This is a genomic window from Mesorhizobium sp. BR1-1-16 (assembly GCF_020165495.1).
Lineage (GTDB): Bacteria > Pseudomonadota > Alphaproteobacteria > Rhizobiales > Kaistiaceae > Kaistia.
The window spans coordinates 52,593-63,092 of sequence record NZ_JAIUIE010000017.1; the positions used below are offsets into that span (position 1 = coordinate 52,593).

The window sequence follows — 10,500 nt, forward strand, 5'->3', positions numbered from 1 at the left end:
CCATGGCGAAGAAGATCGAGGACGCGATCCGGGAGGCGGAGGCCGCGAGCTGTCGAATATTGCTCGACGGGATCGCCGCCCTAGACATGCCTACCGACCAAGCTGCTGAGAGATACGAGGCATCGCTCGAACGGATCGAAACCCTCCGCGCCGCCCAGGCCCGAGGCGAGACAACGGTTGAGGATGGCGAGTGATGCGCGTCCTTGTCGCCTGTGAACGAAGCGGGGTTGTGCGGAGAGCGTTCCGGGCGGGCGGTCACGATGCATGGTCAAACGACTTGGAGCCGGCCGATGACGGAAGCCAGTTCCACATTCGGGGCGATGCTGTCGCGGCAGCCTATCGAGGCGGGTGGCATCTGATAATCGCGCATCCTGAATGTACCTACCTCGCCAATTCGAGCTCGAAGCACCTTTATGAGGGCTTTCGAAAAGAGAATGGTCCGGCGCCTGATCGTTGGGCGAATATGGGGAGCGCGGCGCTGTTCTTCCGTCTGATGCTGGGAGCGCCTGCCCCGATGGTGGCTGTCGAGAACCCGATCATGCTGGGGCATCCCCGCCGCCTGTTCGGGATACCAGATCCGACGCAGATCATTCAGCCGTGGCAGTTCGGGCATGGCGAGACCAAGGCAACATGTCTCTGGCTGCGAGGCCTGCCGCCGCTTGTCCCGGCCGATGTCGTGGCAGGGCGAGAGCAGCGGGTGTTCCGCATGGTGCCAGGCCCCGACCGCAAGAGGCTGCGAAGCCAAACCTACGCAGGCATAGCTGACGCCATGGCCCAGCAGTGGGGTGGCCGCTCTGTGGAGATCGCAGAGGCCGCGGAATGATCCCGGCCGACCGCATCAGGCAGATCCGCGACGCGCTCGAACATCAGGGCGCGACCGATGAACAGATTGCAGCGGCCTGCGCAGAAGCGCGGCGACAGGAAACAGGAGGCTCGCCATGAGTGAGTTGCTGAGCGATGAGGATTTTGCCGAACTGTTGGACCGCCTCAATGACGGGCTGAAGAGCGACGGCGAACAGGAGACGGACAACGGTGTCATCGAACTGTTCGACCTGGACGGCGCAAGAGAGGTCGTGGCTGAAACTGCCGACGCGATCCGCGACGAACGCACACGCCGCCAGGAGGCCGAAGCCAAGCTCGCGGCGGCCGAGGCGCTGAATGCCGAGATGCTGGCCGCGCTCAAGAGCCTCGGGCCAATCCTCGATGAGGTTCATGACCGCTGGGACAAAGATATGAAGGCGGGCAAGCTGCTGATCGCCTTGATCGACCCGACGCTTCGGTATCGCAGCGACATCACGGCCATTCACGACGTCATCGCTAAGGCCGACGCCGCCCTCAACCCCTCCGAGAAGGCATCGTCATGAGCACGAACGACAAGAGCGCGTGGAAGCTGGTGCCGGTCGTTCTGACGCCGGAGATGAAAGACGCCGTGCTTGAAGCCGGTGGCCAGACCGCGCTCGCATGGGGCGTAGCTGCATGGGGCACGTTCCTTGAAACCGCGCCCGAGCCGCCCGCCTCTCCCGCTGAGGGGGTGATGGCGAAGCCGCTGGAGTGGCAAGAACCCCATCCGTCGCACACGTTTCCAATGTGGGTGTGCAACCGGAGGGGCGTGGGCGCTTTCTACGTGATCCGCACGGATGGGGCGAAGGCAGATGGCGACTTTGCGCTGTACTGCAATGAGCGCCACATCGCTGCCTGCTCAAGCCTCGAAGCCGCCAAGGCCGCCGCTCAGGCCGACTTCGAACAGCGTGTCCGCTCCTGCCTGACCGCCTCCCCCATCTCCGCCGCCGAGCATGCTGCGGTTGTGGCGGGGTTGGAGACGGAGCGATACTCCCGGCAACAAGCCGAGAGCTATATCGACGGTTTGGTTGGCGAAAAGCACGACGCCATCGCCCGCGCCGAGACCGCAGAAGCCGCGCTGGCGAAGGCGAAGTTTGACACGGCCCGAACGGACGTCGCTATCGACATGCTGACCGATGGCGAAGGCGATAGCGTTTCTTTCCATTCGAAGAATGCCGACTTCAACGGCCTCCCCAACGAGTGCATCACGATCTCCGCCTCTTGGACCGATTGGCAGGACCGTGACTTCCGCGCTGATACCAGAGCCGAGTGCTTGGATTTGGCAATTGCTGCGATGCGAGCCACTGCCCTCATCCCCGCCCCGTCAGGCGAAGGAGAAAGCCGGTGAGCACGCAATCATGTGGCGCTTGCAGGTGGCTGTTCGTCGGCAGCGGTGAACCTATCGCAGGCAATTTTTACCGATGCAAAGCGCCGGTTCCTGACAGCTTTAGCCCTTTTTCCGTTGAAGGGCTGCGCATGTCGCCGGCCTATGGCACCACCTGCCCCTGTTACGCCCCGCGCGCCACATCTCCTGCATCGGAGCTTGCGCATGCCGGCAGCGAAGGCTGGAAGCAAGGAATAGATCATGACTAGCATGACCCCCACTCACACCCGCGCCGAAGTCGAGCAGTTGGCGGCGGAAGACGAGCGGACAGCGGAAATCACGCGGCAGCAGTACACTGGATCGAACGCTGTCCTCATCGCGAAATATGAACGCGTCGATCGAATTATGGGCATCCGCATCGCCGCGCTTCGTCACTACGCGGCATCGATCGGGGCTGAGCCGGTGGCGTGGATGCATATCCTGCGCAAAGAGGTCTTCAACGATCCGGAAGTTCGGGTGACCACGAACCCGAGCCATCCGTTCGGCGTTAGCGGGAAGGACTTCGACCCGTCATTCGCGGTTGAGACGAGACCCCTCTACGCCGCCCCGGTTCACTCCCCCACCTATCGCGAAGGCGAACTGAGCGGGATCGAGAAGACTGACAGAGAAAGTATTGGCCGCGACATCTACTTGGCCTTGTACCAGCATAAGGACGGCCGCTGGGAAGCCAATGAAACACGGGACGTTTGGTACGAGATAGCCGATCGGTTCGTCTCGCTTCGCGCCCGCGCCCTCGCAAAGGAAACCTGACCATGGCCACCACAGACGAGACGATGCGCCGGGCCGTTGAGGCGGGGGCGAGGGCGCTCGGACCAATTTGGTTCGAGGAAGATGGAACGCCACCTGGCAGCGTGACGATATCCGTGCAGAACGATCTTCGCTGGAAAGCCGAAGCCGTCATCCGCGCTGCGCTGCCGGGCATCGGGGAGGCGTTGGCGGAAGCCGTGCTGGGGTTCGGAGATTACAGCGACGATGCAGCCAACGCCCTCCGCGCCCGGCTCGCCGAGATGCTGGGAGAGAAGGGATGAGCGAAATCGAATGGTTTCCGATCTTGGTTTCATCCTATCGGATGGATGACGAAGTCCGTGAGCTGCGCAAAGCTGGCGGCACGGCTATCGTTGTGCAAATCCCTCTGGCCATGATCGCGCCGCACGAGAAGCAGGCGATGCGCAACCACTCGCAGACCTTGAAGCGCTTGGCAGAGCGCGGCGGTTTGGGGGCTGATGAGGCGGTCGCCGTTCTTGAAGATCGAAGTTATGCGCGGATGCACCCGGCAACGGCAAACGCGAGGCTCATGAACATGACCCGCAAGCATTTTGCGGCACTGCGCGCCGATCTCACCACGCCCGAGGCATCGTCATGAGCGAGTGGCAGGATATCAGTACCGCGCCGCATGATGGGACCGACATCCTCGTCATCGAACCAGACACCCACATCATGCTGGTTGTCGGCTGGGACGATGAACCGCCGATCCCGTTCGCCAATTGGGCGACGCTAGACGGCCCTAACTATCACGCGTGGATGTTTTCGCACTGGATGCCGCTTCCTCCCCCTCCCGAGACAGCGCCATGACCGGGGCGGCTGCACAGAGGCGGCCTGAGCGGGTTCGCGCGCCCGTCGCCGCAACCATCCTTGGAATCGAGGTTCGCACTGTGCAAGCTTTGGCGGCGCGCGGCGAACTGCCAGGGGCGGCCAAGGTCGGCAAGCTGTGGACGTTCGATGAGACCGCGCTGCGTCTCTGGATCAAGGAGCGTTCGGCATGTCCGAAAGACCAAGAGCACCAAAGCACACCTACTGGCGGGGCGATACGCTATGGGCGCGATTTACCGTTGCAGGTCGCGAATTCCGTGAAAGCCTCGGAACAGGCTCTCCGAAAACTGCGACAAAGCGGGTCGCAGAGATGAGGGACAAGGTCATAGGCCGCGCGCGTTTTGGTGAGACCGCGCACCTATGGGACGACGCCATCGTCGCTTGGGCCGACTATATCAAGCAGCAAGTCGGCTCGGCTCGCACCGTGGCGCGCTATGCCAATTCCCTGTCGATCGCCGGCCGCACGTTCAGCACGCAGCCCATCGCAGATATCGGCAAGGACGAGATCAATCAGTTTGTGTCGGCCCGTCGCAAAAGCGGCGTGACCAATGCCACGATTCGCCGCGACCTGCAGGCGATATCGTCGCTGTTCGATTTTGCGGAGGATGAAGGCTGGCGGGAGGGGAACCCGGCCTTGGACAAGATGCGGCGGCTCAAGGAGCACCGTGACCCGATCGCCCTGCCAGATGAGGCGGACTACGAGTTCGTCTTGTCGAGGCTGTCAGATGGTCACGCCGACATGCTGCGCGCGGCTCGCGCGACAGGCATGCGCCAGAATGAGCTGGCCACGATCAAGCGCAAGGACTTCAACGCCGCGAAGGCGAGCCTGCTGCTGATCGGCAAGGGGCGGAAGCAAAGGACCATCAGTTTGTCGCCCGAGGCCGTGGTGATTCTGGCCCGGCAACCGATCGCGCTTAAATGCGAGACGATCTTTCATCACGGCGGGAAGGCGATCACGCAAGCCGCGTTCATCTTCTCGCGTGCCAGGCGCGCGGCGCAGGCGGCGGCACAAAAGGCGGAGCGTCCGTTCAGGGGGTTCCGCTTCCACGACATGCGGCATCTCTATGCCGTCGAGTTCCTGCGTGCCGGCGGCGACATCTATGCCCTCAAGGAGCATTTGCGCCATTCGTCCGTGAAGACGACGGAGATGTATCTGGAATTCCTGACGCCAGAAGAAGCCGAGATCGCGAAGCGCGGTGCCCGAAAGGCGCTTGACGCAGCGCGCGGCTTGGGTGAAGAAGCCGCGCCTGTTCGTTCCGGCCGCGGTTAGCTTCACGTCACAAAAGACGCATGGCGACAATCGGTTTGCCCTGTGCCATAATGACTTAAGTAGTTGAAGTTGCGTTGGAATATCAGGCTTTTGCCGGATTAGCTCAGCGGTAGAGCAGCGGTTTTGTAAACCGAAGGTCGGGGGTTCAATCCCCTCATCCGGCACCAGAACTCTCGATAGTCAAGACTCATGGTCGCGAGCGGATTGTTCACGGCGGCCCCTCGGCCCTGATCCGCGCCCACTCTTCGGGCGACAGCGCCGCCTCAAGCACTGTGTCGACGTCGGGCAGATAGCACTGCCACATCGGCTGTCCTTCGAACTGTGAATTCTCTGTATGTCCGTCCAGGCTGCATAGAGCGCGGGCAGCGCGTTCGCGAGGAGGTCTCAGCTTGGTTGGCATGGCGTCTCGTTATTGTGGCTGGCCGTCTTCCATCGGCCCCTCGTACCCTCAGTCATGTCTCGTTGCAGGTCGCGAAATCTGGAAGGTCGCAGCTGCAGCTGAGCAGCATTATTGCTTCAGCTTTGCCGCCAGCCAACCAACAGCTGCGAGAATTACGCCGCCGCCGATCAATCCTGCGAGAGCACCCCAGATCGCGCCGGAGCTTCCATCGACCCAATTGCCCACCAGCACGCCGATGACGCACAGGATAATCGGCGAAATGCACCCGATCCCGATCAATCCGCCCTCGCCCTTCTGCTCCAGTCCGGACCAGGCCGGCCTGTGACCAATGCCGCTGCTTGGCCGCCGACATTGATCTGATCTTCGACGCGTCCGAGCGTCCAGTGATGCGCCCCGCCAGTATAGGCAAGGCGGCCACCAATCGCGCCGGCTGATCGAGGATCAGTCAATCTGCCACATCGACCGTGGTCCTGCTGGCTTCCGCCGATCGCCGGGGAGAATGCCCCATCACGCGCTTGAACGCTGTGCTGAAAGCTGCTTCGGAGCCGTAGCCGACCGCGTGAGCGACGTTAGCCACCGAGCTTCCCTGCTTGCGCAGGGCCCGTTCGGCCTGGCGCATCCGCCATTCGGTCAGGTAGGTCAGCGGTGGCAAGCCCGCGACGGCGCGAAAGTGTTGGGCAAAAGCCGTTCGGGACATGGCCGAGGCGCGGGCAAGCTCCACCAATGACCAATTGCGGGATGGTTCGCCATGCATCAACGCCAGAGCCGGCGCGAGCCGCTCGTCGCAGGCCGCTCTCAACCAGCCGGTCTCGACTGCCCCGCTCGACAGGTGGCGCCGCAGGATCTGAATCAACAGGAGATGGGCGAGGCTAGAGCACGCCATATCGGCCCCGGGTGTGCGGCTTGCCGCCTCTTCGACCAGTTCACGGATGAGCGCGCCGAGCCGGCCGGTTCCGCTTTCGGCCGCCGTCAGATGAAGATAATCCGGCAGGCTTTCCATCATCAGCCGTCCGCCTGCATGATCGGTGTCGAGATGGCCGCCCAGGAACAGGAAGTCATCGCCCTCTCCGACCGGAACAATAGGCGATCGGGCGCCTGTGAAGATTTCGTGGGCGGGTTGAGAGTCGAGCGACAGGTCGCTGGCGACTGTGAATCCAGCGTTGCGCGTCAGGAGGAAGACGTCGCCTTGCTCCAGGTCGAAAGGCTTTTCGGTGCCGTCCAGGGCAAGCCGGCATGCGCCGCGTCCTACGACGAAGAACTTGATCTTGCGCGGCGGCGGAAATCGGATGGACCAACCGCCCCCGCCGAAGAAACCACCGGCATAGATGGTTCGGGCATCGACCAGCTCGAGCGTCTGGGACAGTGCATCACGCGGCATTTCTGAACTCTGGCGAACGAAGTCGGGACGCTGACGCATTCAACGTACCGAACCCGAGGTGCATATCAAGGCTCGACCTTCTCAGCCGGAGTAACAGGAATGAGCACCCCCCAGAACCCGCTCGGATCGGGCTTCACCGCCTACAGCACCACGCTCGACGTCATCCGTGGGATCGACCTTACCGGTCGATTGGCGATCGTCACCGGCGGCTATGCCGGGCTCGGGTTGGAGGCTGCGCGGACACTCGCCTCCGCTGGCGCGCGGGTGATCATTCCCGCGCGCGACGTGAACCGCGCCCAGAGGGCTATCGCCGAAATTGGAGGCGGGATCGAGGTCCAGCCCATGGACCTGACCGACCCGGTATCAATCGACGGTTTTGCCCGCAGCATCGTCCGTTCCGGACTGCCGCTGCACATCCTCATCAACAGCGCCGGCATCATGGCGGTGCCCGAGTTGACCCGCGACGGGCGCGGCAACGAGATGCAGTTCTCGACGAACCATCTCGGACACTTCCAGCTGACATTGCATCTGTGGCCAGCGCTCGAGCGGGCACAGGGCGCCCGTGTCGTATCTGTCTCCTCGATGGGCCACCGATTCTCGGACATCGTCTGGGACGACATCAACTTCGAACGCCGCGCCTATGATGGTTGGGGCGCCTATGGCCAGTCCAAGACAGCGAATGTCCTGTTCGCGGTTGAACTCGACCGGCGAGGCCGGACGCATGGCATTCGCGCCTTTTCGCTCCATCCTGGCGGCATCGTGACCGGCCTCGCCAAGCATATTTCCACGGATCGGCTCATTGAGATGGGCAATCTCGATGGCAACGGCGATCCGGTGATCGACCCCGACCGCGACATGAAATCGCTCCCGCAAGGCGCGGCCACGCATGTCTGGTGCGCCGTCAGTCCGCAGCTCGACGGGAAAGGCGGCGTCTTCTGTGCCAATTCCGATATCGCGGCGGTGCAGGAAGGAGAGATCACCATGTCGCTGGAAGGCCGCGACCGGCGGACGTCGGAGGTGGCGCCTTATGCGATCGACCCAAACTCGGCGGAACGGCTCTGGACGCTCAGCGAGACCATGTCGGGAGCCCGGCTGGCAACCTAGCACCGGCTCACGAAGAGGCGCCGGCAGGCCGTTCGACGTGAGGACGAGCGGATGCAAAGTGCCGCCGTATCCCTGCCGGCCCTTCGTGTTCTCGACGCCGCCCGGCCGGACACCTATTGAGGCCAGTTCTGATCCAAGGGATTCTCTTCAAAAGCGTTGAGAATCCCGCAAACCTGCCTCGAAACGACGGCGCGGAAGACACGCATCCAACCGGAGCGCGACAACAGTCAACTGGCACAATCTGTATATTCCAGTGGAATTCGAACGCATTTTGGTGCATTGCAATAGCAAGGACGCGGCGCGGCATGACTGTCGGGCCGGGCGGGAAAATCCCCCGATCAATTCTCGCCGTCCGAGGCGTCCCACGCGCTGAGGACCGTCCCCTCTTGTCTCAAGGCGAGGTTGAGATGACGATTCACCAGATGTCGCCCTCCTTCCGCCGGGCGCGCCATGAGGCCCGCCAAGCGCGGCGTCAGGGCTATCGGCTGCCGCCTGGTCATCCCTATCGGATGCTGCCAACCTGGGTGCCCTTCGGCCTCGCCAAGGTGATCGCCCGAATACTTCGCTGAGACGCAGCGAAGGCACTCCGTTTGCCCAAAGTTGCTGGAGAGATCGAGCTTCATCACGTCCGCCGCTCAAGCGCGGCGCGATGCTGACACCTCTGCCATGGTCTGCAGTTCTGGCCCTTGTGCGGAGCGAGCGCAGGTTTCCCGAAGATCACCGGACGCCTTTGCCAAAGGCCGAATCGACCCATGGTGGAACTTCGGTCCGGCGCTTTTCTTGGTCTCGCTCGACGGCCAGGAACGGGAGCCGGAGCATTGACCGATATTGATCACGCCACAGACATCCGCGAGCACGAGCAGACCTACGATCTCTTCATACGAGTCGCGACGATGGGGTCGCTGCATGTCGCCGCCATCCTGCTTGCGCTGGTGATCGGAACCATTGAAGGTCAGATGTGGATTGGCGCCATCGGCGCGGTGGCCGCAACGGCGGCGGCTGGCTATGGCATGATGCGGCCCGGCCGCGGCGATCCTGTCCCAGGAACCATCGTTGTCGCGCTTCTCGTCATCCTTATGGGCGTCTTTGCATAGGCAACTGAAGCGTCCAGAATGACGGCTGGGATGCCGCTCCGGTGCTCCTTCACGCGCCTGATTCGGCCATCGGGTACCGTTCGGGCAATTGATCGCGGATAGGCGTGATCGCGGCTTATACTGCGACCAGACAGGCAACGAGGCTGCCGAACGGCAGAAAACACGTTGCCGCAATTTGACTGAATCCCATATAAGTTTAGGGAATCTGCAGACAAAAGGGGCCTTTGCGACTCGATGACAACGCCAAAACGCCAGAATGCCGGGCCGGCCGGAGCCGCCTTGCATCAGGTCGCGGCGCTACCATTTCGCAAAGGTGAGGAAGGCCCCCAGGTCTGCCTTGTCACGACGCGCGAGACGCGCCGTTGGACCATCCCGAAGGGTTGGCCGATGAAGGGCCGATCCGACAGCGATGCTGCGCGAATCGAGGCGATCGAAGAGGGTGGCCTCGTCGGCAAGGTGACGAAGCGGCCGATCGGATCATTTCTCTACTGGAAGCGCCGACCGACCGAGCTCGACCTGATCCGCGTCGAGGTCTATCGGCTTGATGTCGACGAGCAACTCGCGACCTGGAAAGAAGCCGGCGAGCGCTACTCGATGTGGTTTCCGCTCGATACGGCGGCAGACCTTGTCGACGAACCGGGCCTCAAGGCGATCTTCGAGAGCCTTATGGCTGAGCCTCCGCTACCCGGAGACGCGCGGCTCCTGTATCATGGCGATCCAGCGTCGATAAAGGAGACCGCGATGGCCAAGGGACAGATGCGCAGCAACAAGGAAACCCGTAAGCCGAAGGCTGAGAAGCCCAAGGCTGCTGCTGGGGCGCCGAAGCCGTTTGCGAGCACGACCGCCGCGGCAAAGGACAAGAAATAGTCGGAGATTTCCGGCCGTCGGCCGCCGCGTTCAGCGGCGGTCGCGCCCGTCGCCAAGCGTCCCGCCTTGCTGGGAATTGGCAATGACCGCGAGCGCTTTCGCAGCGTCGCGCGAACCTGTCCCCGCCGCCGCCACGAACAGGCGCTTCGCCTCGCGCGGCTTGCCGAGGTGATAATAGGACCACGCGCGGATGATCAGGAGGTCATTCTGCTCCGGCGCAATCTGCGAACGTTCATCGAGATAAAGCAGCGCTTCGGTCCAGCGGTTGTCGGCATAGGCCGCGATGGCGCGCTGGGTCAGGATTTCCGTCCGCATTTCCACGGCACGACGCGTATCCTGCGGCGCGGCCGCTGCGGAGATCGCTGCGGCGTCGGTCAGTCCGGCACGCAGATTGGCCAGCGTCTTGCCGTAAGCGGCATCCTGGCGTGCCTTGCCGTCATTGGTGTTGAGCGCGATATCGAAAGCGTCCACCGCCTCGATCGGGCGGTTGAGCGACAGAAGGCACCAGCCCCGCGTCAGCGCGCTCATGCCTCGCAGTTGTTCGGTCCGCGTCGTGCTGCGACAGCCACCGCC

Annotated in this window: 18 protein-coding genes and 1 tRNA gene; 16 read left to right on the plus strand and 3 right to left on the minus strand. The window is 62.8% G+C overall.

Annotated elements, in window-relative coordinates; all coding sequences use genetic code 11:
- Positions 1 to 2 precede the first annotated feature (2 nt).
- From LB518_RS23005 to LB518_RS23055, 12 genes are all read left to right on the plus strand, one after another.
- Positions 3 to 194, plus strand: coding sequence for a hypothetical protein (locus tag LB518_RS23005; protein ID WP_224580171.1), 192 nt, complete (start codon positions 3 to 5; stop codon positions 192 to 194).
- Positions 194 to 823 (plus strand): hypothetical protein, encoded by a 630-nt coding sequence (locus LB518_RS23010; protein ID WP_224580172.1) that lies wholly within the window; start codon positions 194 to 196, stop codon positions 821 to 823. Before LB518_RS23005 ends, LB518_RS23010 begins: the two co-directional genes overlap by 1 nt.
- Positions 820 to 942: a hypothetical protein gene (locus LB518_RS24750; protein ID WP_286198833.1), complete on the plus strand. Its 123-nt coding sequence runs from the start codon at positions 820 to 822 to the stop codon at positions 940 to 942. Before LB518_RS23010 ends, LB518_RS24750 begins: the two co-directional genes overlap by 4 nt.
- Positions 939 to 1,364, plus strand: coding sequence for a hypothetical protein (locus LB518_RS23015; protein WP_224580173.1), 426 nt, complete (start codon positions 939 to 941; stop codon positions 1,362 to 1,364). The genes LB518_RS24750 and LB518_RS23015 overlap by 4 nt, the downstream gene beginning before the upstream one ends.
- The gene (locus tag LB518_RS23020) at positions 1,361 to 2,188 is read left to right on the plus strand and encodes a hypothetical protein (protein ID WP_224580174.1); all 828 of its coding nucleotides are present in this window, start codon (positions 1,361 to 1,363) and stop codon (positions 2,186 to 2,188) included. The genes LB518_RS23015 and LB518_RS23020 overlap by 4 nt, the downstream gene beginning before the upstream one ends.
- A 237-nt stretch (positions 2,189 to 2,425) precedes the next feature.
- Positions 2,426 to 2,974, plus strand: coding sequence for a hypothetical protein (locus LB518_RS23025; protein ID WP_224580175.1), 549 nt, complete (start codon positions 2,426 to 2,428; stop codon positions 2,972 to 2,974).
- A 2-nt stretch (positions 2,975 to 2,976) separates the two neighbouring features.
- Positions 2,977 to 3,252, plus strand: a complete 276-nt coding sequence (locus LB518_RS23030; protein WP_224580176.1) for a hypothetical protein — start codon at positions 2,977 to 2,979, stop codon at positions 3,250 to 3,252.
- Positions 3,249 to 3,587, plus strand: coding sequence for a hypothetical protein (locus tag LB518_RS23035; RefSeq protein WP_224580177.1), 339 nt, complete (start codon positions 3,249 to 3,251; stop codon positions 3,585 to 3,587). Before LB518_RS23030 ends, LB518_RS23035 begins: the two co-directional genes overlap by 4 nt.
- Positions 3,584 to 3,796, plus strand: coding sequence for a hypothetical protein (locus tag LB518_RS23040; protein ID WP_224580178.1), 213 nt, complete (start codon positions 3,584 to 3,586; stop codon positions 3,794 to 3,796). The genes LB518_RS23035 and LB518_RS23040 overlap by 4 nt, the downstream gene beginning before the upstream one ends.
- Positions 3,793 to 4,128 (plus strand): helix-turn-helix domain-containing protein, encoded by a 336-nt coding sequence (locus tag LB518_RS23045; RefSeq protein WP_224580179.1) that lies wholly within the window; start codon positions 3,793 to 3,795, stop codon positions 4,126 to 4,128. Before LB518_RS23040 ends, LB518_RS23045 begins: the two co-directional genes overlap by 4 nt.
- Complete coding sequence (locus LB518_RS23050; RefSeq protein WP_224580180.1) at positions 4,125 to 5,084, plus strand: tyrosine-type recombinase/integrase; 960 nt, start codon at positions 4,125 to 4,127, stop codon at positions 5,082 to 5,084. Before LB518_RS23045 ends, LB518_RS23050 begins: the two co-directional genes overlap by 4 nt.
- A 92-nt stretch (positions 5,085 to 5,176) precedes the next feature.
- Positions 5,177 to 5,251: transfer RNA gene (locus LB518_RS23055), tRNA-Thr, on the plus strand.
- Positions 5,252 to 5,592: 341 nt separating this feature from the next.
- On the opposite strand, the gene LB518_RS23060 is transcribed toward LB518_RS23055, so the two are convergent.
- A complete protein-coding gene (locus LB518_RS23060; RefSeq protein ID WP_224580181.1) occupies positions 5,593 to 5,763 on the minus strand; it encodes a hypothetical protein in 171 nt (56 codons plus the stop codon).
- A gap of 166 nt (positions 5,764 to 5,929) precedes the next feature.
- On the minus strand, positions 5,930 to 6,901 hold the full coding sequence (locus tag LB518_RS23065) for an AraC family transcriptional regulator (RefSeq protein ID WP_224580182.1): 972 nt from the start codon (positions 6,899 to 6,901) through the stop codon (positions 5,930 to 5,932).
- A gap of 60 nt (positions 6,902 to 6,961) precedes the next feature.
- Here LB518_RS23065 and LB518_RS23070 point away from each other — a divergent pair, with 60 nt between their 5' ends.
- The 4 genes from LB518_RS23070 (at position 6,962) to LB518_RS23085 (ending at position 9,927) form a co-directional block, all read left to right on the plus strand.
- Positions 6,962 to 7,966 carry an oxidoreductase gene (locus tag LB518_RS23070; protein ID WP_224580183.1) on the plus strand — a complete coding sequence of 335 codons (1,005 nt, stop codon included), beginning with the start codon at positions 6,962 to 6,964 and terminating at the stop codon, positions 7,964 to 7,966.
- 407 nt (positions 7,967 to 8,373) lie between these two features.
- Positions 8,374 to 8,535: a hypothetical protein gene (locus LB518_RS23075; protein ID WP_224580184.1), complete on the plus strand. Its 162-nt coding sequence runs from the start codon at positions 8,374 to 8,376 to the stop codon at positions 8,533 to 8,535.
- Between the two features lie 249 nt (positions 8,536 to 8,784).
- Positions 8,785 to 9,060 (plus strand): aa3-type cytochrome c oxidase subunit IV, encoded by a 276-nt coding sequence (locus tag LB518_RS23080; RefSeq protein WP_224580185.1) that lies wholly within the window; start codon positions 8,785 to 8,787, stop codon positions 9,058 to 9,060.
- Between the two features lie 387 nt (positions 9,061 to 9,447).
- Entirely contained in the window at positions 9,448 to 9,927 is a 480-nt protein-coding gene (locus LB518_RS23085; RefSeq protein WP_502845875.1) for an NUDIX hydrolase, read from the plus strand.
- 30 nt (positions 9,928 to 9,957) lie between these two features.
- On the opposite strand, the gene LB518_RS23090 is transcribed toward LB518_RS23085, so the two are convergent.
- Positions 9,958 to 10,500: tetratricopeptide repeat protein (locus tag LB518_RS23090; protein ID WP_502845876.1), on the minus strand; the 543-nt coding region annotated here is incomplete at its 5' end.

Excerpts from the sequence above, each read along its gene's own strand:
- LB518_RS23005 (WP_224580171.1), top strand. The coding sequence starts at position 3 with ATGGCGAAGAAGATCGAGGACGCGATCCGGGAGGCGGAGGCCGCGAGC.
- LB518_RS23010 (WP_224580172.1), top strand. The coding sequence starts at position 194 with ATGCGCGTCCTTGTCGCCTGTGAACGAAGCGGGGTTGTGCGGAGAGCG.
- LB518_RS24750 (WP_286198833.1), top strand. The coding sequence starts at position 820 with ATGATCCCGGCCGACCGCATCAGGCAGATCCGCGACGCGCTCGAACAT.
- LB518_RS23015 (WP_224580173.1), top strand. The coding sequence starts at position 939 with ATGAGTGAGTTGCTGAGCGATGAGGATTTTGCCGAACTGTTGGACCGC.
- LB518_RS23020 (WP_224580174.1), top strand. The coding sequence starts at position 1,361 with ATGAGCACGAACGACAAGAGCGCGTGGAAGCTGGTGCCGGTCGTTCTG.
- LB518_RS23025 (WP_224580175.1), top strand. The coding sequence starts at position 2,426 with ATGACTAGCATGACCCCCACTCACACCCGCGCCGAAGTCGAGCAGTTG.
- LB518_RS23030 (WP_224580176.1), top strand. The coding sequence starts at position 2,977 with ATGGCCACCACAGACGAGACGATGCGCCGGGCCGTTGAGGCGGGGGCG.
- LB518_RS23035 (WP_224580177.1), top strand. The coding sequence starts at position 3,249 with ATGAGCGAAATCGAATGGTTTCCGATCTTGGTTTCATCCTATCGGATG.
- LB518_RS23040 (WP_224580178.1), top strand. The coding sequence starts at position 3,584 with ATGAGCGAGTGGCAGGATATCAGTACCGCGCCGCATGATGGGACCGAC.
- LB518_RS23045 (WP_224580179.1), top strand. The coding sequence starts at position 3,793 with ATGACCGGGGCGGCTGCACAGAGGCGGCCTGAGCGGGTTCGCGCGCCC.
- LB518_RS23050 (WP_224580180.1), top strand. The coding sequence starts at position 4,125 with ATGAGGGACAAGGTCATAGGCCGCGCGCGTTTTGGTGAGACCGCGCAC.
- LB518_RS23065 (WP_224580182.1), bottom strand. The coding sequence starts at position 6,901 with ATGCGTCAGCGTCCCGACTTCGTTCGCCAGAGTTCAGAAATGCCGCGT.
- LB518_RS23070 (WP_224580183.1), top strand. The coding sequence starts at position 6,962 with ATGAGCACCCCCCAGAACCCGCTCGGATCGGGCTTCACCGCCTACAGC.
- LB518_RS23075 (WP_224580184.1), top strand. The coding sequence starts at position 8,374 with ATGACGATTCACCAGATGTCGCCCTCCTTCCGCCGGGCGCGCCATGAG.
- LB518_RS23085 (WP_502845875.1), top strand. The coding sequence starts at position 9,448 with ATGAAGGGCCGATCCGACAGCGATGCTGCGCGAATCGAGGCGATCGAA.